General features: G+C 60.0%; 21 protein-coding genes. 17 read left to right on the forward strand and 4 right to left on the reverse strand.

The genetic code is table 11. The features are described from left to right. The first annotated feature begins 7 nt into the window (after positions 1 to 7). From U5L73_RS09360 to U5L73_RS09370, 3 genes are read left to right on the forward strand one after another with little or no spacing between them, the layout of a single operon-like run. On the forward strand, positions 8 to 1,138 hold the full coding sequence (locus tag U5L73_RS09360; RefSeq protein WP_322562115.1) for an FIST signal transduction protein: 1,131 nt from the start codon (positions 8 to 10) through the stop codon (positions 1,136 to 1,138). Further along, entirely contained in the window at positions 1,135 to 4,731 is a 3,597-nt protein-coding gene (locus U5L73_RS09365; protein WP_322562116.1) for a response regulator, read from the forward strand. Before U5L73_RS09360 ends, U5L73_RS09365 begins: the two co-directional genes overlap by 4 nt. A 15-nt stretch (positions 4,732 to 4,746) precedes the next feature. Then, entirely contained in the window at positions 4,747 to 5,808 is a 1,062-nt protein-coding gene (locus U5L73_RS09370; RefSeq protein ID WP_322562117.1) for an HD domain-containing phosphohydrolase, read from the forward strand. A gap of 63 nt (positions 5,809 to 5,871) precedes the next feature. On the opposite strand, the gene U5L73_RS09375 is transcribed toward U5L73_RS09370, so the two are convergent. Continuing rightward, positions 5,872 to 6,315: a universal stress protein gene (locus U5L73_RS09375; RefSeq protein ID WP_322562118.1), complete on the reverse strand. Its 444-nt coding sequence runs from the start codon at positions 6,313 to 6,315 to the stop codon at positions 5,872 to 5,874. Between the two features lie 106 nt (positions 6,316 to 6,421). Between U5L73_RS09375 and U5L73_RS09380 the strand changes: the two genes are divergently transcribed. From U5L73_RS09380 to U5L73_RS09420, 9 genes are all read left to right on the forward strand, one after another. Beyond that, entirely contained in the window at positions 6,422 to 8,797 is a 2,376-nt protein-coding gene (locus U5L73_RS09380; RefSeq protein ID WP_416221290.1) for a heavy metal translocating P-type ATPase, read from the forward strand. Then, on the forward strand, positions 8,797 to 8,934 hold the full coding sequence (gene ccoS / locus U5L73_RS09385) for a cbb3-type cytochrome oxidase assembly protein CcoS (protein WP_087493533.1): 138 nt from the start codon (positions 8,797 to 8,799) through the stop codon (positions 8,932 to 8,934). The genes U5L73_RS09380 and ccoS overlap by 1 nt, the downstream gene beginning before the upstream one ends. A 100-nt stretch (positions 8,935 to 9,034) precedes the next feature. After that, positions 9,035 to 10,468 carry a cytochrome-c oxidase, cbb3-type subunit I gene (ccoN, locus tag U5L73_RS09390; protein ID WP_322562119.1) on the forward strand — a complete coding sequence of 478 codons (1,434 nt, stop codon included), beginning with the start codon at positions 9,035 to 9,037 and terminating at the stop codon, positions 10,466 to 10,468. Between the two features lie 12 nt (positions 10,469 to 10,480). After that, complete coding sequence (gene ccoO, locus U5L73_RS09395; RefSeq protein ID WP_322562120.1) at positions 10,481 to 11,107, forward strand: cytochrome-c oxidase, cbb3-type subunit II; 627 nt, start codon at positions 10,481 to 10,483, stop codon at positions 11,105 to 11,107. 10 nt (positions 11,108 to 11,117) lie between these two features. Further along, entirely contained in the window at positions 11,118 to 11,261 is a 144-nt protein-coding gene (locus U5L73_RS09400) for a cbb3-type cytochrome oxidase subunit 3 (RefSeq protein ID WP_313875888.1), read from the forward strand. An 18-nt stretch (positions 11,262 to 11,279) separates the two neighbouring features. Further along, positions 11,280 to 12,191: a cytochrome-c oxidase, cbb3-type subunit III gene (ccoP, locus tag U5L73_RS09405; protein WP_322562121.1), complete on the forward strand. Its 912-nt coding sequence runs from the start codon at positions 11,280 to 11,282 to the stop codon at positions 12,189 to 12,191. A 30-nt stretch (positions 12,192 to 12,221) separates the two neighbouring features. Further along, entirely contained in the window at positions 12,222 to 13,688 is a 1,467-nt protein-coding gene (ccoG, locus tag U5L73_RS09410; RefSeq protein WP_416221329.1) for a cytochrome c oxidase accessory protein CcoG, read from the forward strand. A 12-nt stretch (positions 13,689 to 13,700) separates the two neighbouring features. Beyond that, on the forward strand, positions 13,701 to 13,982 hold the full coding sequence (locus U5L73_RS09415; protein WP_322562122.1) for a FixH family protein: 282 nt from the start codon (positions 13,701 to 13,703) through the stop codon (positions 13,980 to 13,982). Positions 13,983 to 14,004: 22 nt separating this feature from the next. Beyond that, positions 14,005 to 14,241: a hypothetical protein gene (locus U5L73_RS09420; RefSeq protein WP_322562123.1), complete on the forward strand. Its 237-nt coding sequence runs from the start codon at positions 14,005 to 14,007 to the stop codon at positions 14,239 to 14,241. A 15-nt stretch (positions 14,242 to 14,256) separates the two neighbouring features. Here the strand turns inward: U5L73_RS09420 and fnr are convergent, their stop codons facing one another. Further along, entirely contained in the window at positions 14,257 to 14,976 is a 720-nt protein-coding gene (gene fnr / locus U5L73_RS09425; protein WP_322563483.1) for a fumarate/nitrate reduction transcriptional regulator Fnr, read from the reverse strand. Between the two features lie 196 nt (positions 14,977 to 15,172). Here fnr and hemN point away from each other — a divergent pair, with 196 nt between their 5' ends. The 5 genes from hemN to U5L73_RS09450 all read left to right on the forward strand — a co-directional run bounded on the left by hemN (position 15,173) and on the right by U5L73_RS09450 (position 20,331). Beyond that, complete coding sequence (hemN, locus tag U5L73_RS09430) at positions 15,173 to 16,573, forward strand: oxygen-independent coproporphyrinogen III oxidase (RefSeq protein ID WP_313880891.1); 1,401 nt, start codon at positions 15,173 to 15,175, stop codon at positions 16,571 to 16,573. 9 nt (positions 16,574 to 16,582) lie between these two features. Further along, a complete protein-coding gene (locus U5L73_RS09435) occupies positions 16,583 to 17,266 on the forward strand; it encodes a sulfite exporter TauE/SafE family protein (RefSeq protein ID WP_322562124.1) in 684 nt (227 codons plus the stop codon). Between the two features lie 63 nt (positions 17,267 to 17,329). Beyond that, complete coding sequence (locus U5L73_RS09440) at positions 17,330 to 18,409, forward strand: sensor domain-containing diguanylate cyclase (RefSeq protein WP_322562125.1); 1,080 nt, start codon at positions 17,330 to 17,332, stop codon at positions 18,407 to 18,409. A 40-nt stretch (positions 18,410 to 18,449) separates the two neighbouring features. Next, positions 18,450 to 19,469: a tRNA dihydrouridine(20/20a) synthase DusA gene (gene dusA, locus U5L73_RS09445; RefSeq protein ID WP_322562126.1), complete on the forward strand. Its 1,020-nt coding sequence runs from the start codon at positions 18,450 to 18,452 to the stop codon at positions 19,467 to 19,469. A gap of 37 nt (positions 19,470 to 19,506) precedes the next feature. Then, a complete protein-coding gene (locus U5L73_RS09450) occupies positions 19,507 to 20,331 on the forward strand; it encodes a thioesterase family protein (RefSeq protein WP_322562127.1) in 825 nt (274 codons plus the stop codon). On the opposite strand, the gene U5L73_RS09455 is transcribed toward U5L73_RS09450, so the two are convergent. Together U5L73_RS09455 and U5L73_RS09460 are read right to left on the reverse strand one after the other, a co-directional pair. Further along, positions 20,328 to 22,853 (reverse strand): EAL and GGDEF domain-containing protein, encoded by a 2,526-nt coding sequence (locus tag U5L73_RS09455; RefSeq protein ID WP_322562128.1) that lies wholly within the window; start codon positions 22,851 to 22,853, stop codon positions 20,328 to 20,330. The genes U5L73_RS09450 and U5L73_RS09455 overlap by 4 nt on opposite strands. Positions 22,854 to 22,870: 17 nt before the next feature. Beyond that, positions 22,871 to 23,551, reverse strand: coding sequence for a GntR family transcriptional regulator (locus U5L73_RS09460; protein WP_322562129.1), 681 nt, complete (start codon positions 23,549 to 23,551; stop codon positions 22,871 to 22,873). Positions 23,552 to 23,567 lie beyond the last annotated feature (16 nt).

The following is a 23,567-nucleotide window of genomic DNA, read 5'->3' on the forward strand; positions in this document are numbered from 1 at the left end:
CGCCGGTATGGATGTTTTTCAAACCACTACGCAAGGCGGAATTCCCGACCGCTCCGGTCTGAGTGCCTTGGCCGCCTTTGAGCCCGCATGGGTACTGGCTTTTGGGCCTGAGCCGCTTCTGCGGCAAGCCCACGCCGCTTTGCTCCAAGCGGTGCCGGGTGCTGTGCTGATGGGTTGCAGCACTGCTGGAGAGATTTTCTCGGGCGGTGTGGGCGACGATTGCCTGGCACTTTCAGCCGTGCGCTGGGCAAATGTGCGCACCCTGCAGTCATCTACCGAACTTCGCGACATGGACGACTCGTTGGATGCTGGCGTCCGCTTGGCGGTCGGCCTGCCGCGTGCCGGGCTGCGGGCGGTGGTGGTGCTGGCCCAAGGCGTCAAGATGAATGGCACCGCGCTAATCGAGGGCATGACACGGGTGCTGGGCGACCAAGTGCCACTGGTGGGGGGCATGGCCGGCGACGGCGGCGCGTTTCAGCAAACAGTGGTGATGGACAACCAAGGCGTGAGCGACAACCTGCTGGTCTGTGCCGGCCTTTACGGCGACGGTTTGTCGGTGTCGCATGGGGTCTTTGGTGGCTGGAGTGCCTTTGGTCCCACCAGGCGCGTGACCCGCGCGGACCGCAATGTGCTTTATTCGCTGGATGACGAGCCGGCTCTGAGCACTTACAAACGGTATTTGGGCGAATACGCCAAAGACCTGCCGGCTTCCGGCCTCTTGTTTCCTTTTTCGGCGGTGGCTGCGGACCAGGCGGCGGACGGCTTGTTACGCACCATCTTGAGTGTGGATGAGTCGGCTGGCAGTATCACGTTGGCGGGCGAGGTCGAGGAGGGGAGTTACGTGCGCATGATGCAGGCTGGCACAGACGCGCTGGTTCAAGGGGCAGAGCAGGCGGCGCAAAGCCTGTCTGTGGTCCAAGGCCCCGGGCTCGCGTTGATGGTGAGCTGCGTCGGTCGCAAAGTCGTGATGGGGGGACGGGTCGAGGAAGAGATCGAGGCGGTTGCCTCGGTACTGGGTCATGAGGCCACACTGGCCGGCTTTTATTCGTATGGCGAAATCAGTCCGGCGCACCATGGGGCAGCCTGTTTGTTGCACAACCAAACCATGACGATCACCTATTTTTCGGAAGCGGCATGACTGAGGCCTCCCGTCCCCTGCAACACAAATTGTTGGCGCGCCAAGTCAAGCGCCACCTCGGGTTGGAAGGAGATGCCTGGCCCGCTGTCCAGCAGGAGCTCGAGGCGCTGGCCGGCGCAGATGGCGTGTCCCCCGCAGTTGCAAAAGTTTTGAGTGGCTTAGGCCCGTTGTTGAGCCGGGTGGAAGACGCTTACCGGCAAAACGACCGGGACTTGGCCCTCAAGGCCCTGAGCCTGGAGCTCAGCTCCCAAGATCTGACAGCCAGCAACACCCGCCTGCGCAACGAGCTGGAAAGCCGCACCCGGGCGATGGACTCCTTGCGAGCCACCGCCACCGAGCTGATGCTGCAGTTGGATCCGCATCACCCGCCCCTCAAGGGCGACTCGCTCGAAGATTTGTCGGAGCTGATGGGGACATTGGTGCGCCAAAAGGAGGAGAGTCAAAAAGACCTCCAGTTCGCACTCACCGATCTTGCCAATCAGAAATTTGCACTCGACCAACATGCCATCGTCAGCACTACCAATGCGGCGGGCGACATTTTGTATGCCAACGACCGCTTTTGCCAGATCAGCGGTTACACCCGGGCGGAGCTAATCGGTCAAAACCACCGCATGATCAACTCCGGGACGCAAGATCAGGTGTATTTCACCAATTTGTGGGGTGTCATTTCCGCTGGCCGGGTCTGGAGGGGCGAGATTTGCAATCGCGCCAAGGACGGGCATTTGTACTGGGTCGATGCGACGATTGTTCCGCTCAAAGACGAGTCCGGCACCCCGACCATGTATGTCGCGATCCGCACCGATATTTCGGCGCGCAAACGCATGGAAGTGAATATCAAGGCCGCTGAAGCGCGGCTGCGTCACATCACCAATACTTTGCCCGGTGTCGTGTTCCGTGTGCATGTCAACGACAAGGGCATGCACTACACCTTTGTGAACGACAAGGTGATGGAGGTGCGTGGTTTCAGCGTGCAAGAATTGCTGGCCGACCCCCATGTGGCCACACGGCAGGTCCTGGCCGAGGATTGGCCTGCGGTGCGCGATGGTATTCACCAAGCGGCCCAGGAGCGGCAACCGTGGCAGGGCGAATACCGCATCTGCATGCCCGACAAGTCGATACGCTGGATACGCACAGAAATCAGCCCGGAACCCGATGATGACCCCAACGGCGACCGGGTATTCACCGGCATCTGGCAGGACGTGACGCGCGCCAAAGAGGCCGACGAGCGGCTTAAAGAGGTGACGCGGCAAATCCCCGTGGCGGTGTTTCAGTATTACGTCACCAAGGGTGGATTGTTCCGGATTCCGTTCATCAGCCAGGCGGCGGAGAGCATGACGGGCGTTCGCCCTGAGACCATGGCCGAGGACTCCAACATCTTCTTGCAGTCAGTGCATCCGGATGACCGGGACGAGGTAGCCCAGTCTCTGATTGCGGCGTCCCGTTCCGGGGCCCCGTGGGGCATGGACTTCCGGATGATGAATATCGAGACCCTGGAGATCACTTGGGTGCGCGGGGAGTCGCAGCCCCAGTACAAGCCCAATGGCCATATCGTCTGGAACGGCTTCTTGACCGATATCACCCAGGCCCGTCACATCTCGCTGGAGCTGCAAAAGGCCAAGGATGCTGCCGAGGCTGCCAACCGCGCCAAATCAGACTTTCTGGCCAACATGAGCCACGAAATCCGCACCCCGATGAACGGGGTGATCGGTATGACGGAACTGCTGCTCGATACCACGCTGGATGCCGAGCAACAGGAGTACCTGAATATCGTGAAGTCCTCGTCCGAGGCCTTGCTCCGCGTGATCAACGATATTCTGGATTTCTCCAAAATCGAAGCAGGCAAGATGGACATTGAGGCCATCCCGTTTAACCTCGAGCGCACCATCGCCGACACCCTGAAAGCGGTCGCATTGCGCGCCCACGACAAGGGCTTGGAGGTTGTGTGGGATGTGGCTCCCGATGTCCCCCGTGCCTTGGTCGGGGACCCGGGCCGCTTGCGGCAGGTGCTGGTCAATATTCTTGGGAATGCCATCAAGTTCACAGCCAAAGGCGAGGTCGTGTTGCGGGTGCGTCAGTCGAAAACACCGGAAGGCCAGCCTTTGCTCCATCTGGCGGTGAGCGATACCGGTATCGGCATACCGGCTCACAAGCTGAGCAGCGTGTTCGATGCGTTTTCGCAGGAAGACAGCTCCACCACCCGCAAATACGGCGGTACCGGCCTCGGGCTCACCATCTGCGCCCGCTTGGTGGAGGGTATGGGTGGTGCGATCTGGGTGGAGAGTACGCCGGGCGTAGGCAGCACCTTTCATTTCACCGTGGCGCTGGTCCCCGACTTGGCCGCGCCCCTTGAGCCGACCGCCGCGATACGTTTAGATGGCTTGCACCTGCTGGTAGTTGACGACAACCAGGTCAACCGTGAAGTCTTGTGCGGTTTACTGGCCTCGTTTGGCGCCCGCACTTCCCAAGCCGAATCGGGCAGTGCCGCCCTTGCGTGGTTGCAGGCCCAGGACGCTCCAACTGGCACCGCTGTATGCGACTTGATTCTGCTCGATGCCCAGATGCCGGAAATGGATGGTTTTACGACGGCTGCACGCATCAGAGCGCTGGCGCATTGCCAGGAGCTGCCCATGGTGCTCCTGTCCTCGGCGGGGCTGAAGGGCGATGGTCAGCGTTCGCGCGAAGCGGGTATTGCGGGGTATCTCTCCAAGCCGATTGCCCGTGACGATTTGCTGCAACTGCTGTCCGATGTGTTGAAGCTGCACAAGGTGCGGCCGGAGGTGCTGGTTACCCGCCACTCGATCCGCGACACCCATCCGATGCTGGATATTTTGTTGGTTGAGGACCATGCGATTAACCAAAAACTGGCGGTGACTTTGCTGGAGCGCTGGGGGCACCGGGTCGATGTTGCCGACAACGGCCAGATTGCCTTGCAGATGTTGCCCCAGCGTCATTACGACCTGGTGTTGATGGACATGATGATGCCGGTGATGGACGGCTTGGAGGCCACTCGGCGCATCCGTGCGGGTGAGAGCGGGCGGCGGATTCCCATCATCGCCATGACCGCGAACGCCATGGAGTCTGATCGCAATTTATGCCTTTCGGCGGGTATGGATGACTACGTCTCCAAGCCGATACGCTCTGAAGAGCTCCAGCAAAAGATCACAGAGTTGACGTTTCTGGCCTCTGCGAAGACCGATCCCGCGGCTCTGCGCCCTGAGACTGAGGTGGCCGTGTTGGCGCCACAAGCTACCCGTTTCGACTATGCCACTGCGCTGACGCATGCTGACCAGGAAATGGTGGATATCGTGGCCGATGTGTTTTGCGAGCAGTGGGAGCAAGACAAGGCCCGTCTGGAGGCCGACCTTGCAGCGGGTGATTTCCACGGCATGTTGCACGCGGCCCATGCCCTGAAGGCGACTTTGTCCTTGTTTGAAGCGCAACCGGCCAGTGCGCTGGCCCAGCGTCTGGAGAGCATGGCCGCTTTCAGGGATGCCGCAGCTGTCGCAGCGCTGATTCCCTCCCTGGTGCGCGAAGTTGAGTCTCTGGTGCAAGCGCTGCGCCAACGTGCCGGCAGCTACGGACAGAATATTTAAGGCCATACTGTGACCATGCAGGACGTACTCATCATCGACGACACGGAAATCAACCTGATTCTTTTCAGTGCGTTGATCAAAAAGCTGGACAACTGCCGAAGCCACAACTTCGAGAGCCCCCTGCAGGCACTGGATTGGGCAGCAACCAAGCAGCCCGATTTGGTGATCGTGGATTACATGATGCCGGGCATGGATGGCTTGGAGTTCATCCAGCGCTTCCGGGCGCTGAAGGGCTGCGAGGAGGTGCCTATCCTCATGATTACCGCCAATGATCAAAAACAAGTGCGGTATCGCGCTCTGGACTCCGGAGCCAACGACTTTTTGGCCAAGCCAGTCGACAAGGTGGAGTTTCTGGCGCGCGCCAAGAACATGCTGAGTTTGAGCGCTGCGCGCCGCAAGCTCGCGGATCGCGCGGAGTGGCTGGACTCTGAGGTCAAAAAAGCCACCGCAGTGATTGTGCAGCGCGAGCAAGAGACCGTATTCAGGCTGTGCAAGGCAGCGGAATATCGCGACCCCGAAACGGGGGCTCACATCCTGCGAATGGCGCACTATTCCCGCTTGATTGCGAAACACCTGGGGTTGCCGGAGGCGGATCAGGATTTGATTTTGCAGGCCGCACCGATGCATGACATCGGCAAAGTGGGCATCACCGACAATATCCTACTCAAGCCCGGGCGGCTGACGGGCCCCGAGTTCGAGATCATGAAGCAGCACGCCGAATTCGGGTATGAGTTGCTGCACGGCAGTACCTCCAAGGTCCTGCAGGCGGGCGCTGAAATCGCACGCGGCCACCACGAAAAATTCGACGGGAGCGGTTACCCCCAAGGCAAGAAAGGGGAGGAAATACCACTGTTCAGCCGTATCGTGGCGGTAGCGGACGTTTTTGATGCCTTGACCTCCGAGCGTCCTTACAAAAAAGCGTGGACGCTGGAGCAAGCCGTTGACTTTTTGAATGCCGGGGCTGGAACCCATTTCGATCCGGCATGTGTGCAGGCCTTCTTGAATGCCTTTGATGAGGTCCTCGAGATCCGGGACCGCTACCAGGAAGAGGAAGAGGCCTCTAGTCCGCAGATGTAGCTATATTTTTGATAGCTACTCGCGCAATAATTTAAAGGGCTACAGCCTCTTTTGATCTAGAAATTACTTCAAAACCAGCACTGGCACAGTGGCGTGGGTCAGTACATGTTGGGTCTCGCTTCCCAAGAGCAGTCGCTTGATGCCCTTGCGCCCGTGAGAGGCCATCACCACCAAGTCACAGCCTTGCTTTTTAATGGTGCTGAGAATCGCGTCCGACACCACATCCGAGCGCACCACGACCGCTTTGGTTTTGATGCCGGCATCTTCTGCCGTTTTTTTGACGGCGTTCACCACCTTCTGGGCGGCATCGCCCCAAGTTTTTTCGACCTGTTTCACTTCTTCACCCACCAATGCCATTCCGCCTTCAAAGTAGGACTGGGGGTAGCGCTGCACAACTTTGAGTGCGACCAGCTCCGCGCCGGTGAGTCCGGCCAGTTTGATTGCTGCCGCAATTGCTTTTTGAGAGAGCTTGCTGCCGTCGGTGGTGACCAGAATGCGTTGGTACATAGAGTTGCTCCTTTAGGTTCGTAGGCCTTCAGATTACGCCGCCCATTGCGGTCTGTCTTGATGTGTATCAAGGTTCATGGCGGACAGGGATCGCAGAATTCCGGCCATGCTCTCCACGCCTATTCCTTTGCCTGTCGCATCCCCTTGGGAGGCGGATACCTTGAGCGTGGTGGACCATGCGGCCGAATGGAGTGCCTTCAGCCGGGAGGACCCCGCGGCCCCCGGTCACTGGGAATCCAACCTGGTGATAGAAGGCATGCACTGCGCAGCATGTGCTTTGACGATTGAAGACGCCTTGCTCAAGGTGCCGGGTGTGGAGTCGGCGCGGGTGAGTGCGGCAAACCGCCGCGCACGCGTGCGCTGGACGCAAGACACAGTCTTGCCCTCGCAATGGATGCAGGCCCTTGAGAGTGCGGGCTACCGCGCTGTCCCGGCCAACGATGTATTTGCTGCCGAGCGCCGCAAGGCCGAGTCCCGCAAAGCCTTGTGGCAGTGGCTGGTTGCCGGCCTTTGCATGATGCAAGTGATGATGTATGCGTGGCCGGCCTACCAGGCCCGCCCGGGCGATCTGGCGCTGGAGTACGAGCAGCTGTTGCGCTGGGCCTCTTGGGTTTTGTCTTTGCCGGTGGTGCTGTTTTCGTGCGGGCCCTTCTTTCGCAAGGCCTGGTCTGATGTGCGCCACCTGCGGGTCAGCATGGACCTGCCGGTAGCACTCGGCATGCTGATCACCTTTGCGGCCAGCACCGCGGGAACCTTTGATCCTGCAGGTATGTTTGGTCGGGAGGTGTATTTCGACTCCCTCACGATGTTTGTGTTCTTTCTTCTGACCGGGCGTTGGCTGGAAGCCCGCTTGCGCGACCGTACCGCAGGAGCGCTGGATGCATTGATGAACCGCATGCCTGACAGTGTGTTGCGGCAAACCCCGGACGGCGGGTGGGAGCGGGTGGCGGTGCGTCGTTTGCTGGTGGGTGACCTGATGCAGATCCGGGCCGGCGAGGCCTTTGCCGCGGATGGGGTGATCGTGCAGGGCCGCACCTGTGTGGATGAGTCTTTGCTGACGGGTGAATCCGAGGCGCTGACCCGTAGCGAGGGCCAGTCGGTGATTGCGGGCAGTCACAACCTTGAGGGCACGGTGCAGCTGCGTGTAGTCGCATTGGGCGAGGCCACCCGCTTTGCCCAGATTCTGGCCCTGATGGAGGGCGCCTCGCTCTCCAAGCCGGGTGCCGCATTGCTGGTCGATCGTTGGGCTAGCCCTTTCTTGATCGGCGTGTTGCTGGCGGCTGGGGCTGCAGCTGTGTGGTGGTGGCCGCAGAACCCGGCCCATGCGGTCATGGTGGCGGTGTCGGTGTTGATCGTGACCTGCCCTTGCGCTTTGTCCCTCGCCACCCCGGCGGCCATGCTGGCAGCTGCAGGCAACCTCGCGCGGCAGGGTTTGCTGGTGCGCTGCCTGCCCTCGCTCGAGAGCTTGGCTGAGGTCGATACGGTGGTGTTTGACAAAACTGGCACGCTCACACGCGATGCCATGACATTGAAGGCGGTAAACACCCGCCCCGGCGTGTCGCGCGAAGCCGCATTGGCCTGCGCAGCCGGGCTGGCAGCGCATTCGCTGCATCCACTTTCCCGGGCAATTGGGCAGCTTGCTGCGCAAGAAGGGGTGACTCCGGTGGTGGTGCAGACACCTCAAGAAATAGCCGGGCAGGGCGTGCAAGCCCATGCGCTGCCGCTCGCGGGATCGGCAGAAGGCTCCGCCGACATCTCTGAAGGCCGTATGCGCCTGGGGTCGGCCACTTTCTGCGGTGCCGCAGCGGACGCGCCCGACGCCACTGCCCCAACCGGACCTGTCGTCCACCTGCAGGATGCGCAGGGCTGGTTGGCCAGTTTCTACTGGCAAGAAGAGTTGCGCAGTGATGCCCAGGGTGTCATCGCCGCCTTGCAAGCGCAGGGGGTGGAGGTGCATTTGCTCTCGGGCGACCGCACTGCCGCTGCACGAGCAATGGGGCAACGTCTTGGCATCACACACGTAGCGGGCGGCTGCTCGCCGGCGGACAAGTTGGACTATGTGCACCAGTTGCAAGGCCGCGGCCACGTAGTGGCCATGGTGGGCGATGGGCTGAATGATGGTCCGGTACTGGCGGGGGCGCAGGTGTCTTTTGCATTCGGGCGAGCGGTGTCAATCACGCAGTCCCGCGCCGATTTTGTGGCACTGGGCGATCAGTTGCACAACGTATACACCGCGCTGATGCTGGCCCGCAAAACACTCCGGGTGGTGCGGCAAAACCTGTGGTGGGCACTGGCCTACAACGTGGCATGCATACCGTTGGCGATCGCCGGCTATTTGCCTGCATGGCTGGCCGGTCTAGGCATGGCTGCCAGCTCTTTGCTGGTGGTGCTCAACGCCTTGCGCCTCTCATCCGGCAGCAGCCTGCAGGCCTCGGGCAGCGGTGTGCCGCCCGCGGTCACTTTTTCAATCCGGGGGGCGTGATGGACATCCTGTATTTGTTGGTGCCGCTGTCGGTGGTGCTGGTGTTTTTCATTTTGGCCGGCCTCTGGTGGGCCATAGACCGGGGGCAGTTTGAAGACATCGAGTCCGAGGGGGAGCGCATTTTGCGCGAACCCTGAAAAAGGTTCCCCGCTTTTTCTCCGCCGGTTGATGTGGGTCAACTCGCTCAAGTAAAGCCCGACAGACACTCGCTGTGAAGCAATCCAAGAAGAGGTAAATATGGCATTTCCAAATCAGCAGGCGACGGCGTACAACGATACCGTTGTGCGCCAGTTCGCCGTCATGACGGTGGTCTGGGGAGTGGTCGGCATGTTGGTGGGCGTGATCATTGCCGCCCAACTGGCCTGGCCCGAACTCAACTTCGGTATCCCCTGGCTCAGCTACGGACGGCTGCGCCCCTTGCACACTAACGCAGTGATCTTCGCGTTCGGCGGATGCGGTTTGTTCGCTTCTGCCTACTACGTGGTGCAGCGCACCTGTCATGTGCGCATTTTCAGCGACAAGCTGGCGGCATTCACATTCTGGGGCTGGCAGTTGGTCATCCTGGCGGCTGCACTTTCGTTGCCCATGGGGTACATCTCCGGCAAGGAATACGCCGAACTGGAGTGGCCGATTGACATTCTGATCACGCTGGTCTGGGTGTCGTTTGCAGTCGTGTTCTTCGGCACCGTGGGTACCCGCAAGGTCAAGCACATTTATGTGGCTAACTGGTTCTTTGGCGCCTTCATCATCGCGGTGGCCATCCTCCACCTGGTGAACAGTGCTGCGATCCCTGCAGGCTTGATGAAGAGCTACTCGGCTTACGCCGGCGTACAAGATGCCATGGTGCAATGGTGGTACGGCCACAATGCAGTGGGCTTCTTTTTGACGGCCGGCTTTCTGGGCATGATGTATTACTTCATCCCTAAGCAGGCCGAGCGACCTGTCTACAGCTACCGCCTGTCGATCGTCCACTTCTGGGCGCTGATCTTCACTTACATGTGGGCGGGTCCACACCACCTGCACTACACCGCACTGCCTGACTGGACGCAGTCGGTAGGCATGGTCTTCTCGCTGATCCTGTTGGCGCCCAGCTGGGGCGGCATGATCAACGGCATCATGACCCTGTCGGGTGCTTGGCACAAATTGCGCGACGATCCGATTCTGCGTTTCCTGATCGTGTCCATGTCCTTCTACGGCATGTCCACCTTCGAGGGCCCGATGATGTCCATCAAGACGGTCAATGCCCTGAGCCACTACACCGATTGGACCGTGGGCCACGTGCACTCCGGCGCCTTGGGTTGGGTGGGACTGGTGACCATGGGTTCGATGTATTACCTGATTCCCCGCCTGTTCGGCCGCAAAGAGATGTACAGCGTCAAAGCGATTGAGCTGCACTTCTGGACAGCTACGATCGGCATCGTGATCTATATCGCGGCGATGTGGATTGCCGGTGTGATGCAAGGCCTGATGTGGCGCGCTATCAACCCTGACGGCACTTTGACCTACACCTTCGTTGAGTCGGTGAAGGCGACCTATCCCTTCTATGTGCTGCGTTTGTTGGGTGGACTGCTGTACCTGGGCGGCATGTTGATCATGCTGTGGAACACCCTGATGACGGTTACTGCCGGACGCGCCAACACCGTGGCGATCCCCGCGGCAGCCCACGCTTAAAAGGAAATTTGTATGGCAAACGAAAAAAGTGCATCCGGTCTGTCGCACGAGAAGATTGAGACCAGCAACTTCCTGATGATCGTGTTGATCCTGCTGGTCTTGCTGACAGGCGGCATGGTGGAGATTGTTCCGCTGTTCTTTCAGAAGTCGACCACGGAGCCTATCAAGGGTATCCAGCCCTACACCGCACTTCAGCTGGCCGGGCGAGATGTGTATATCCGCGAGGGTTGCTACAACTGCCACTCGCAGATGATCCGGCCGTTCCGCGCCGAGACATTGCGCTACGGCCACTACTCGGTGGCTGGCGAGTCGGTATATGACCACCCATTCCAATGGGGCAGCAAGCGCACCGGCCCGGACCTGGCCCGTGTGGGCGGCAAGTACAGCGATGAGTGGCATCGCATCCACTTGGTGAACCCGCGTGATGTGGTGCCGGAGTCCAACATGCCGGCCTATCCCTGGTTGGAGAAAAACCTGGTGGACGCAGAAAGCCTGCCATCGCACCTGCGAGCACTGCGCAAGGTGGGCGTGCCCTACACCGACGAGCAGATCGCCAAGGCGTCTGAAGAGGTCAAGGGCAAGACTGAACTCGAAGCCACGATCGCGTATTTGCAGGTCTTGGGCCTGGCACTGAAATAAGGGGAATCACATGGATATGGATGTCAACACCCTGCGCTCTGTCACCACGGTCATCAGCTTCGTGGTCTTTATCGCGATTGTCCGTTGGGCCTGGTCGAAGAGCCGCGCCCACGACTTTCAGGACGCCGCGAATCTGCCGTTTGAGCAGGACTGAGCTTCGTAAGGAATCAAAATGAGTGACTTCACAAGCAACTTCTGGTCGGTCTATGTGACCGCCGTTACGGTCATCGGCATTGCAGCCTGCCTGTTCCTCTTGTGGTTCAGTGGCAAAGCCAAAGCCATGACCGCCCACGACAACACCACCGGCCACGTGTGGGACGGCGACCTGCGCGAGATGAACAACCCTTTGCCACGCTGGTGGGTCGGGCTGTTTGTCATCACGATTGTGTTTGCTGCGATCTATCTCGCGTTCTACCCGGGCCTCGGTGCATCTGCGGGCAAACTTGGCTGGACTTCTACCGGTCAGCTTCAGGCTGAAATCGCCAAGGGGGAGGCTGATATTGCCCCGATTTACGCGCGCTTTGACGCCATGTCTGCAGAAGACATCGCCAAAGACCCGCAATCCCATGCGATCGGCGAGCGTTTGTTCATGAACAACTGTTCCCAGTGCCATGGTTCGGATGCCCGGGGTTCCAAAGGTTTTCCCAACCTGACCGATGCCGACTGGCTGCATGGCGGTTCGCCTGAAAAAATCATCGAGACGCTGAACCAGGGCCGCATCGGCCAGATGCCGCCCATGGCGGCGGCAGTGGGTTCGGGTGATGACGTCAAAAACCTGGCCAACTACGTGCTGAGTTTGTCGGGCAGTCCGCACGATTCGGTGCGGGCCAACTTGGGCAAGTCCAAGTTCGCAGCTTGCGCGGCCTGCCACGGCTCGAACGGAAAAGGCAACCCCGCGTTGGGTGCGCCCAACTTGACCGATGACATCTGGCTCCATGGCTATGGCGAGAGCGCCATCATCAACATCGTGACCAACGGCAAGGTCAACCAGATGCCCGCACAGGCGCAGAAGCTCTCGCCCGCGCAAATCAAGGTGTTGTCGTCCTATGTATGGGGCTTCTCCAACACCGGTGCTGCCAAGTAACGCTGGCTGAACCCTGAAGGACATTCCTTGATCGCACCTGCCTCCACTGTCGAGAAGAAGATCATCCCGATCGTTGCGTCACCGGACAAGGGGCCTATCGCCCCCCCACCCGGTGCCGACGAGGAGACGATTGCCCTGTACGAAGCGCACAAAAAAATTTACCCGCGCAGCGTATCGGGCTACTTCTCGAAGTGGCGGTGGGCGCTGGTGTTTCTGACCCAGCTGGTGTTTTATGGATTGCCGTGGCTGGAGTGGGGGCAGCGCCAGGCGGTGCTGTTCGATCTCGGGGCACGGCGGTTCTATATCTTCAACCTCGTGTTGTATCCCCAGGACTTTGTGTACCTCACCGGCATTTTGGTGATCTCTGCACTGTCCTTGTTTTTGTTCACGGCGGTGGCCGGGCGCTTGTGGTGTGGCTACGCCTGCCCGCAAACGGTATACACCGAAATCTTTCTGTGGCTGGAGAAGCTGGCCGAGGGGGACCGATCTGCCCGCATGCGGCGTGACGCGGGCCCGTGGAATGTCGACAAGGTCTGGCGTAAAACCGCTAAGCAGCTCATGTGGATTGCCGTGGGCTTGTGGACCGGCTTTACCTTTGTGGGCTACTTCACCCCTATCCAGAGTCTGGCCGGTGCGGTCATGGCCATGACCATGGGACCGTGGGAGACCTTCTGGGTGCTGTTTTACGGCTTTGCCACCTATGGCAATGCCGGCTACATGCGTGAGCAGGTCTGCAAATACATGTGCCCGTATGCGCGCTTTCAGAGTGCCATGTTTGACAAAGACACCCTGATAGTGACCTATGACGAATTGCGCGGTGAACCCCGTGGTGCGCGCTCTAAGAAAGCCGATCTCTCTACCCTCAAGCTGGGAGCGTGCGTCGACTGCAGCTTGTGTGTGCAGGTCTGCCCGACTGGTATTGATATCCGCAAGGGCTTGCAATACGAGTGCATAGGCTGTGGTGCCTGTGCCGATGTGTGCGATACCGTCATGGACAAGATGGGCTACGCCTGTGGCCTGGTGAAGTACTCGACCCAGAATGCAGTAAACCAGCGCTGGACTAGCGCCGATATCTTGCGCCATGTGCTGCGCCCCCGGGTGCTGGTGTACAGCGGTGTCCTGCTGGCCGTGGTGCTGGCAATGTTGGTCAGCCTTTGGATGCGCGCGCCTTTCAGGGTGGATGTCGAGCGCGACCGCAGCACACTGGCCCGCATCGTGTCGGGCGGCCGGCTGGAGAATGTGTACCGCCTGCAGATCATGAATGCCCGGGAGACCCCTCAAACTTTTGAGGTGAGCGCCGAGGGCTTGCCGGGCCTGACGCTTTCCACCGATTCCAGTATGGAAGTCGGCCCGACCGAATCCCGCTGGATTGCGGTTCGCGTGCAGCTGCCGTACGAGGGGGCAACTCCGGGATCCCACCCTATCCATTTCACGGTGAAATCGGCCCCTGACGCTGCAGTGGTGACCGAGAGGTCCGTATTCATAGTTCCGCGTTAAGAAAGTTACTTTATGTCCAACCCGACAAGCTCATCTACCCCCGCAGCCCCTTGGTGGAAGTTCGGCCATGTGTGGCTGGTGGTGTCCGGCCCATTGATCGTGGTAGTGGCGAGCTTCTTGACTTTTTATGTAGCCGCCCGCGGTATGGACCCGATAGTTGATGAAAACTATTACCAGACGGGGCTGGATATCAACAAAACCCTGGCCACCCAACCAGAAAGCCTGGCACCCGCGATGCAGGCCCGTAACCATGCCGCTACTGGCATCGTGCCAGCCGATGCGCCTGCCCGTTGAGCGGTTTGCAAGGAGCAATGTGATGCCGAGAGCCCCATGGATGGCTGTCGTGTGGCCCGCTTTTCTGGCGGCAGGCGTGCTCGAGATCGTGGTGTTCGCATTCATAGACCCCCACGATCTGCATTGGAACGACGCGGCTTTGCCGCTGTCGCGCCAAGGGATTTACACCGTGGCGTTTTTCGTGTTCTGGGGGGTGGCGCTGGCTTCCAGCGCGCTCACGGCTTTGCTTGCCATGAGCGCTGCAGACATCAACAACTAGCGAGCGTGTTGTCGCTCAGTTGCAGACTTTGGGGTTGACGATGTCTTTGAGGGCATCGGTGTTCAGGATGCGCACGTGCCGTTGCTTGACTTCCACAATCCCGTCGTCCACAAACTTCGAGAAGGTGCGGCTCACCGTTTCGAGTTTCAGGCCCAGGTAGCTACCGATTTCTTCACGCGTCATCCTCAGCACTAGTTCTGACTGCGAGAAGCCGCGGGAGTGCAGGCGTTGCACGAGGTTCAGCAGAAATGCAGCCAAGCGCTCTTCGGCCCGCATGCTGCCCAATAGGAGCATGACGCCGTTTTCGCGCACGATTTCGCGGCTCATGATTTTGTGGACATGGCGCTGCAAGGACGTCACCTCGCGCGACAGCTCTTCAATCCGGTCAAAAGGCATGACGCAGACCTCTGCATCTTCCAGCGCGACGGCGTCGCAGGTGTGGTGGTCGTTCACGATGCCATCGAGTCCGACGATTTCTCCTGCCATTTGAAAGCCGGTGACCTGGTCGCGCCCGTCTTTAGACGCTACGCAGGTCTTGAAGAAGCCGGTGCGGATGGCATAAAGGCTGGTGAACTTTTCACCGTTGCGAAACAGGGTTGCGCCGCGCTTGACTTTGCGGCGGCTTGCGACCACATCGTCGATTTTCTCGAGCTCCGTGGGGCTCAGGCCCAAAGGCATGCACAGTTCGCGCAGGTTGCAGTTGGAGCAGGCGACCTTGATGGTTTGGAAACTCAACGCCCCAGCCCCCACCGGCGTGATAGCGATAGAAGCGTGGGCGTCCTGAGACTTGGCGGTAGGCGTTGCGTGTTCGAGCATGGTGTTCCCCTGATGCACGTCAATTATGGTTCGGGTCATCCTGAAATTCCTTGATGTAAATCAAGGAGCATTGAGGGTGTTTCGTTCACAGTCTGTGCGATAGCTTGGAGTACTCATGAACGCAGCCCTTGGTTCCGCACCTATTTCAGAACAACTGTTGACCCGCTTTGATGTTTCCGGGCCACGTTACACCTCGTATCCGACCGCGGACCGCTTTGTAGAGGCGTTCAGCGCGGACGATTACTCCCAAGCACTATTGCAACGCCGCTCCGGTGCTGCCGCGCTGGCCTTGCCATTGTCTTTGTATGTGCACATTCCGTTTTGCGAATCGCTGTGCTACTACTGCGCCTGCAACAAAATTATTACCAAGCACCATGACAAAGCGGCCACGTATTTGCGCTACCTGACGCGGGAGGTGGAGCTACATACCCGGTTGATGGGTACCGGTCAGTCTGTCAGCCAGTTGCACCTCGGGGGCGGTAGCCCCACTTTTTTGAGTGACACAGAGCTGCGGGAGCTCATGGCGATGCTGCGCCGCAACTTCAGCTTTGTCGCGGGTGGTGAGTATTCCATTGAGGTTGACCCCCGGACGGTAGACGCCGCCCGCCTCGATACCCTGGCCGAACTCGGCTTCAACCGCCTGAGCTTCGGGGTGCAGGATTTTGACCCTGCGGTGCAAAAAGCAGTGCACCGGGTACAACCTGCCGAGCAGGTGTTTGCCTTGGTAGAGGCGGCGCGCGCACGCGGGTTTGAGTCCATCAATGTGGATCTGATTTACGGCTTGCCCCGCCAGAGTCCCGAGTCGTTTGACCGCACATTGGCCCAAGTGAACGCCTTGCGGCCGGACCGTATCGCGCTGTATGCCTACGCCCATTTGCCTGAGCGCTTCAAGCCTCAGCGCCGTATTGCAACTGTGGAGTTGCCGGGCGCGGCTTCCAAGGTCTCCATGTTGGCGCATTCGCTGGCGTCTTTCATGGGGGCGGGCTATGTCTATGTGGGCATGGACCACTTTGCGCTGCCAGACGATTCGTTGGCAGTGGCGAAGCGGCAAGGGCGCTTGCACCGTAACTTTCAGGGCTACAGCACCCAGCCCGACTGCGACTTGATCGCTTTGGGCGTCTCTGCCATCGGCCGCATCGGCGCCACCTACAGCCAGAACGCCAAAACGCTGGAAGAGTATTACGACTACCTGGACCAAGGCCGCTTCCCCATCGTGCGGGGAATGGCGGTCACGCGGGACGATCTGGTTCGTCGTGCGGTGATCATGGCGCTGATGTGCCAGGGGCATTTGCAGTTTGAGTCGATCAATCTTGCCTATTTGCTGGACTTCAAGAGCTACTTTGCCGCCGAGCTCGAAACCTTGCGGGGGCTGGAAGAGCAGGGCTTGGTGTCCTTGGACGACACGGGAATCCAGGTGACCAGCCAGGGCTGGTTTTTTGTGCGCGCTGTGGCCATGGTGTTTGACCGCTATCTCCAGACGGACCGCACCCGCGCCCGCTTCTCAAAAATCATCTGAAGCGTCCGCATGCAATCTTCTCTGGCAGTGACCGCGTTGCTGATGGGCCTGGTGGGTGGGCCTCATTGTGTTGCCATGTGCGGGGCTGCGTGCGCCGGCATCGGGCAGGCCGCTGGACCCCGGCGGACACCGGCCATGCTGAGCTTTCAGGCGGGCAGGGTCATTGGCTATGCCGCACTCGGTGCCCTGGCTGCAGCATCGGTGCAGGGCTTGGGGTGGCTCACGGTGCAGTCTGCAGCGCTCCGGCCAGTGTGGTCTTTGCTTCATGTAGCCGCCACTGTATTGGGCTTGGTGCTTCTGTTTTCAGGGCGTCAGCCCCTGTGGCTGCAGGCAGGGGCGCGGAACGTCTGGGCCAGAGTGCGCAAAGTCGGGGCAGGGGGCGTGTTGGCCGCGCCCCTGGGGCTGGGGGTAGTGTGGTCCCTGTTGCCTTGCGGCTTGCTGTATTCGGCGTTGCTGCTGGCATCTTTGTCGGGTGAGCCCTTGTCCGGTGCCGCAACCATGGCACTTTTCGCCCTGGGCACCTCGCTGACCATGATGGCGGGGCCGTGGTTGTGGCTGCGTTGGGGTTTGTCCCGCATGGGCGATGGAACGTGGGGTATCCGCATGGCCGGCGCGGCCTTGGCAGTAGCCTCAGGGTGGGCTTTGTGGATGGGATTGGTGCACAATAAAGCTCCGTGGTGCGCCACCGGCTAGCCCTGAACAACCCCGTTTTCAGGCGGCCTACTGCTTACGCAGACCTAACGAAAGTCCGCCTGCATGCTAGACCCCTCCCACCCGGATGAGAAGCTTCGGATCGAAGACCTGCGCAGCTTCAATATCCTGGATACTCCTGCTGAGCAGGCCTATGACGATGTGGTCAAGCTGGCCTCCTTCATTTGCGACACGCCGATCGCCCTGATCTCGCTGATCGATGAAGACTGCCAATGGTTCAAGGCGCGTGTGGGCCTGAATGCGATGGAGACGCCGCTTGGCCAGGCCTTTTGTGCCCACGCCATCATGGATCCGGACCGGGTCATGGAGGTGCAGGATACTCAACAGGACGCGCGGTTTATAGACAATCCGTTGGTGACGGGTGACCCCGGCATCCGGTTTTATGCCGGCGCACCGCTGCTCACTCCTTCGGGTGCAGCACTCGGAACGGTGTGTGTGATCGACAGGGTGCCCCGCAAATTGACCGATCGCCAGTCAGAGGCCTTGCAGGCACTCTCCCGCCAGGTGGTGCAATTATTGGCGCTGCGCCGGGTGAATGCCGAGCTGGAGCTCGTGACCAAAGCACAAACCTTGCGCCACCAGCAACTGGAGAACCAGCAGCGTCGTATTGAAGAGCTCAACCACGATCTTCAGGAGCAAACCCTGACGGATCCCTTGACGGCATTGAAGAACCGCCGCGCTTTTGATACCTTGCTGTCTCACGAGTTTGCGCGCTCCCTGCGCTCCAAATCGCCGCTTTGCCTGTTGATGGTGGATGCAGATCATTTCAAAGCCTACAACGATGCCTTTGGCCATGTGGCGGGCGATCAGGCCTTGATGTTCATCGCACTGGCGATCAAAAGCCAGGCTCGCGCCTATGACCATGTGGCCCGCTATGGCGGCGAGGAATATTGCGTCATCCTCCCCGATACCCAGCTGAACGAAGCGCTTGTCGTGGCCGAACGCATCCGGGATTCGATCAAGTCCATCCATGGCTTGCGCCGGCCCATGTCTGCCAGCATTGGTGTGGCGTATTCCGAAGGCATCAGCAGCCCCAAGCGGCTGGTCGAACTGGCGGACCGCGCCATGTACCTGGCCAAGCAGGGCGGCCGTGACCGGGTAGAGATTTTTCTGCCTCCGACCTGAGCCCGCGGCAGGGTGGGCGCGGGGCTGGGATAATCTGGCCATGCCCGCTTTAGAAAACCAGTCCGCCGTGCCGGACTCCCCGTGGCGCCTGTCCGTTGCTCCGATGATGGATTGGACGGACCGCCACTGCCGTTATTTCCACCGACTGCTGAGTCGCCATGCGCTGCTGTACACCGAGATGGTGACCACCGGCGCGCTCATCCATGGGGATGTGCCGCGCCATTTGCGCTTTAACGCCGAAGAACACTCCGTCGCCTTGCAGTTGGGCGGTAGCGAGCCTGCCGATCTGGCGCGAGCTGCCAAGTTGGGCCAGGAGTGGGGCTATGACGAGATCAACATCAACTGCGGCTGCCCGTCCGAACGGGTGCAGCGCGGTGCGTTTGGCGCCTGTCTGATGAATGAAGCGCCGCTGGTAGCGGACTGCGTGAAAGCCATGGTGGATGCGGTGGATGTGCCTGTCACCGTGAAGCACCGTATCGGGATCGACAAGGAAGAGAGCTACGGTTTTGTGCGTGACTTTGTGGGCACCGTGGCCGATGCCGGTTGCAAGGTGTTTATTGCCCACGCGCGCAACGCGTGGCTCAAAGGCCTGAGCCCCAAAGAGAACCGCGAAATCCCACCTCTGCGCTACGAGCTGGTGTACCAGCTCAAAAGAGACTTTCCGCACCTCACCATTGCCATCAACGGTGGCATTACCAAAACAGCCGAAGTGGCGGGCCACCTTGAGCATGTGGACGGCGTGATGCTGGGGCGTGAGGCCTACCACAACCCCTGGTGGTTGGCCGAATGGGACAGCGCGTTTTACGGCGCCCCTAGGCGTGACATCACCCGCGAGTCGGTGGAGGCCCAGATGGTGGATTACATGGAGCGCGAGGCCGCGCAGCACGGCACCCACTGGTACAGCATTGCGCGTCACATGCTCGGCTTGCGCCACGGCCTGCCCGGTGCCCGGCGTTGGCGTCAGGTCTGGACAGACCATCGCCTCAAGCACCTGAGTGCACGCGAGGTGATGGCCTTGGCCCATCAATCAGAGCAAAATCGGGCTCTGGCGCCCGTCTAATATGCGCAAGCTGCTATCAAAAAAGGAGTGATTTTGCATGTCGGACATCTTGCACAATCCGGGGGGTGACGCTGCGGCCGCAGCCTACACGGCCCTGGGACATTCCGTGTTCCGGGCCTCTGGACTCACGCGAGGCCCATGGCACCCGCAGCAGCAACACGCCGGTCCGCCGATCGCGCTGGTCAGCCATGCGCTGGAGGCTGCAGCCCAAGCCCATGGTTTGCACCACCAGGCCAGACTCACCGCCAACTTGCTTCGCCCGGTGCCGATTGCAGACATTGAAGTGCGCGTGCAGGAAGACTATGTGGGCCGCAATGCCGGCCACTTCTCGGCCGTGGCATTGGCCGATGGCAAAGAGCTGATCCGCGCCACCGCACTGTTTCAGCGCGAGGACGACGTGGGCCTGCCCGACAGCCTGCCCGGGCACCCTTTGCCCCAGGCACCAAAGCCACCGGATGCCTCACCGGTGCAGCGCTTTCCGTTTGCGCACCATGAATGGGGCTACCCCGATCTGGTGGAAACGCGCATGGCCCACGGCCGCATGTTCGCCGGCCCCAGTGCGGTGTGGTTCCGCATGAGCCACCCGCTGGTGCAAGGTCAGGTGCCCAGCCCGTACCAGCGCGTGGCGGTGGCGGCGGATTCTGGCAACGGCATCAGTGCGATTCTGGATTTGTCCACCTACGTGTTTGTGAACTCGGACCTCACCATCAACTTGCTGCGCAAGCCGGTGGGCGAGTGGGTGTGCCTGGATGCCCGCACCCATTTGTCCAGCCATGGCGGGGGGCTGGCGGAGTCGGCTCTGTACGACGAGCACGGATTGATCGGGCGGGCTACGCAGAGCTTGTTTGTGAGGCGTCGCTAATTGAGGGGTGTGTTGGTTTGCGGATGGCTGGAGACAAATGATGCAAATGCCTCGGCTGGCATGGGCTTCGCAAAGAAAAAGCCCTGCGCCTCATCACAGCCGAAGCGCCGCAACGACGTGACGATGTCGGGTGTCTCCACCCCTTCTGCGATGGTTTTTAAGCCCATACTTTTGGCCATCTGGATGATGGCATTCACGATGGCGGTGTCTTCGGGGTCGGCTACGAGGTCTCGGACAAAACTCTGGTCGATTTTGAGTTTGTCGATGTCAAATCGTTTCAGGTACGACAGGCTTGAATAGCCGGTACCGAAGTCGTCGATCGCCAACTGCACGCCTAGCCCTTTCAGGCGCTTGAGGGCGGCTAGTACGTGGTCTACATTTTGAATCAACAGTGACTCGGTGAGTTCCAACTCAAGGTTCTGCGGATTCATTCCGGACGCGAGCAAGACCTTGACCAGGGCCTCTTCAAGGTTGCCACGGTTGAATTGCGCCACAGACACGTTGACCGCCATGAGCAGAGCGGGCAGGCCTTGCCGGTGCCATGACATGGCTTGGCGACAAGCTTCAGACATCACCCAGTCACCAATAGGAACAATCAAGCCGCTATCCTCGGCCACCGGTATAAACCGGGCCGGCGAGACCATGCCCAGGTCCGGGTGGTTCCAGCGAATCAGGGCCTCGGCCCCAAAAACTCGGCCCGTGGTCAAGTCAATTTGGGGCTGGTAATGGAGGACCAATTCATTGCGTTCCAATGCGCGACGCAAGCCGTTTCGCAGGTGCAGATGTTCCTTGGCCTCCGCGTTCATGGCTTCGTTGAAGTACCGGTAGGTGTTCCGTCCGGCTTCCTTGGCGCGGTACATGGCCATATCCGCTTTTTTGCGTAAGGTATCGAAGTCTTGGCCGTCATCCGGGTACACCGTCACTCCGATGGAGGCAGAGGTGGCGAGTTCATGTCCATCGGTGTAGAACGGCTCGTCGAGCCGATCCAGTAATTTGGCAATCACCGGGAGTGCGGCGTCTTTGTCTTGCAGTGCGTTCAGCAGCACAACAAACTCATCGCCCCCCTGGCGGCTGATGGTGTCACTCTCGCGCACGCAAGTGCGCAGCCGCTGCGCTACTTCTTGTAGCAGGCTGTCGCCGATGGCGTGCCCCAGCGTGTCGTTGATGCGCTTGAAGTTGTCCAGATCCAGAAACAGTAAGGAAACCTTGGTCTTTGAGCGGTCTGCTTGCGCCATAGCGACCTCCAGGCGGTCTTCCAGAAGTTGCCGGTTGGGCAACCCGGTCAGTGCGTCGTGGTAGGCCATGAAGGCCACCTTGCGTTCGTTGGCTTTTCTTTCGCTGATGTCCGAGGCCATAGTCAGCACGCCATAGGCTTGGCCGGCCTGGTCGTGCAAGGCCACGATGTTCAAGCTCAATTCCAGGGCCTGCCCGCCGGGCAGATTCAGCTGCAGTTCGGTGTTGACTACTTTGCGTCCCTCAAACGCCTGTTCGCGCAGTGATTGCAGCTCGGGGGGCTCCAAGCGCTGAGAAAAAATGGTTGGGTCTTCGAGCGTCTCTTGGCGCAGCAGGTTGAACATTTTTTCTGCAGCTGTGTTCCAGCTCAGAATGCGGCCCGGCTGGTCTTGCGTGTAGATGGCCAGCGTGGAGCTGTCAATCACTACCTGCATGCGCTGGTGCGCATCTTGCAATTCGCGGGTGCGCTCTTCTACCCGTTGTTCCAGTGCCTGATGGGCTCGCAACAAAGCGTCAGCCGATGCCTTCTTTTCGCTGATGTCTTCCGTAATCCAGATCGTGGTCCGGTTCTCGGCGGTGGTGGTCACCGCTTTCGCCAAGTGCCGGCACCAGACTTTGCTCCCATCGTGGCGGGTGTTCAGCCACTCGGCCTCCATAAGTGCGCCTGACGCCAGCGTGGCGCCTGCATGCTCGGCAAACCCTTGGTGGTCGTCATCGGAACTGAAAAATACGCGCGTTTTCTGCCCTAGGAGTGCACCAGGGGGCCAACCAAGGATCGCATCAAAGCGTGGATTCGTTAGCTCTATCAGTCCGTTGCGGGTGAACATGATGCCCACCGAAGCGTTTTCTAGTATCGCGTCCTGCCGGTGGATCAGCTGTTGCAGCGCTGATTCTGCTTTTTTGCGCTCAGTGATGTCTTCAAAAATCCAGATCGTGCCTTCTGCCGAGTTATGGGGGTTCACCGGCTTGATGCGCATGTGGCAATCGATGGGCGTGTCATCTTTGCGCCGCATGGTGAATTCAAGACTCACGGGCTCCCCACGCGTCAGGCGCGGGCCTGCGACTTCGCCCATGCGGGTGCAGTCGGTGTCACTCAGGTAGAACACCCGGCCGGGTTGTCCTTGCAATTCGCCCTCGGCGTAGCCGAATATCTCGTTGAAGCGCGGGTTGCAGTGCAGAACCTTGCGGTCCCGGGTGAATAGAATTCCGACCGACGCATTCTCCAGAATCGCGCGGTATTCCAGCAGAGTTTGTTGATCCAGCGAAAGGGACATCAAGCGATCAGCCATGCCCCATTCTAGAAAGTTCAGTTGGCTGCGGTCAGCCCGTTGGCAAAGTGTTCAGCCATGCGCTGAGCGGTGAGCGCAGGGTCGCGGGCCGCCAGGGCGTCCATGATGGCGCGATGCTCAGCCAGGGATTCTTCAATGCGCCCGGTTTTGAGCAGGGAGTTGTGGCGGTTGAGCTTCATGACCTTGCGCAGGTCGGCCACCATCTGGTCGCGCCAGCGGTTGTTGGCAATTTCCAGCAGGCGCATGTGGAACTTCTCGTTCACCGCGAAAAATTGGTCGGTGGTGGCGGCCCTATCTTTGCCGGGCTTGGCCGCTGCCTCCAGTGCTTTGTGTAATGCCTGCAGTTCCTTGATTTCCGCGTCCGTGGCTTTGGTGGCCACCACGCCGGCCGCGTCGCTCTCCAGCAGGCTGAGCAGGTGGTACACATCGGCCATGTCTTGTTGCGACACCTCTGTCACGTAGGCGCCACGGCGCACCTTCATGGTCACCAGCCCCTCGGCGGCCAACACTTTCAGGGCCTCGCGCAGGGGGGTGCGGCTGATGCCGAACTCTTCAGCGATCTTCAGCTCGTCAATCCAGCTGCCGGGCTCCAATTCGCGCTTGAAGATGCGCTGGCGCAGCAGCTCCGCCACTTCCTCATACAGAGGGCGAGGGGCCAGCGATACAGCGGGGCGGGCATCAGACATCAAGGCGGACATGCGGTAGGGCTCAAAA

It is taken from the genome of Rhodoferax sp. (assembly GCF_034520025.1).
Classification (GTDB): domain Bacteria; phylum Pseudomonadota; class Gammaproteobacteria; order Burkholderiales; family Burkholderiaceae_C; genus Allorhodoferax.

Coding starts and splice junctions, on each gene's coding strand:
- U5L73_RS09360 (WP_322562115.1), top strand. CDS start 8: ATGGATGTTTTTCAAACCACTACGCAAGGCGGAATTCCCGACCGCTCC.
- U5L73_RS09365 (WP_322562116.1), top strand. CDS start 1,135: ATGACTGAGGCCTCCCGTCCCCTGCAACACAAATTGTTGGCGCGCCAA.
- U5L73_RS09370 (WP_322562117.1), top strand. CDS start 4,747: ATGCAGGACGTACTCATCATCGACGACACGGAAATCAACCTGATTCTT.
- U5L73_RS09375 (WP_322562118.1), bottom strand. CDS start 6,315: ATGTACCAACGCATTCTGGTCACCACCGACGGCAGCAAGCTCTCTCAA.
- U5L73_RS09380 (WP_416221290.1), top strand. CDS start 6,422: ATGCTCTCCACGCCTATTCCTTTGCCTGTCGCATCCCCTTGGGAGGCG.
- ccoS (WP_087493533.1), top strand. CDS start 8,797: ATGGACATCCTGTATTTGTTGGTGCCGCTGTCGGTGGTGCTGGTGTTT.
- ccoN (WP_322562119.1), top strand. CDS start 9,035: ATGGCATTTCCAAATCAGCAGGCGACGGCGTACAACGATACCGTTGTG.
- ccoO (WP_322562120.1), top strand. CDS start 10,481: ATGGCAAACGAAAAAAGTGCATCCGGTCTGTCGCACGAGAAGATTGAG.
- U5L73_RS09400 (WP_313875888.1), top strand. CDS start 11,118: ATGGATATGGATGTCAACACCCTGCGCTCTGTCACCACGGTCATCAGC.
- ccoP (WP_322562121.1), top strand. CDS start 11,280: ATGAGTGACTTCACAAGCAACTTCTGGTCGGTCTATGTGACCGCCGTT.
- U5L73_RS09415 (WP_322562122.1), top strand. CDS start 13,701: ATGTCCAACCCGACAAGCTCATCTACCCCCGCAGCCCCTTGGTGGAAG.
- U5L73_RS09420 (WP_322562123.1), top strand. CDS start 14,005: ATGCCGAGAGCCCCATGGATGGCTGTCGTGTGGCCCGCTTTTCTGGCG.
- hemN (WP_313880891.1), top strand. CDS start 15,173: ATGAACGCAGCCCTTGGTTCCGCACCTATTTCAGAACAACTGTTGACC.
- U5L73_RS09435 (WP_322562124.1), top strand. CDS start 16,583: ATGCAATCTTCTCTGGCAGTGACCGCGTTGCTGATGGGCCTGGTGGGT.
- U5L73_RS09440 (WP_322562125.1), top strand. CDS start 17,330: ATGCTAGACCCCTCCCACCCGGATGAGAAGCTTCGGATCGAAGACCTG.
- dusA (WP_322562126.1), top strand. CDS start 18,450: ATGCCCGCTTTAGAAAACCAGTCCGCCGTGCCGGACTCCCCGTGGCGC.
- U5L73_RS09450 (WP_322562127.1), top strand. CDS start 19,507: ATGTCGGACATCTTGCACAATCCGGGGGGTGACGCTGCGGCCGCAGCC.
- U5L73_RS09455 (WP_322562128.1), bottom strand. CDS start 22,853: ATGGCTGATCGCTTGATGTCCCTTTCGCTGGATCAACAAACTCTGCTG.
- U5L73_RS09460 (WP_322562129.1), bottom strand. CDS start 23,551: ATGTCCGCCTTGATGTCTGATGCCCGCCCCGCTGTATCGCTGGCCCCT.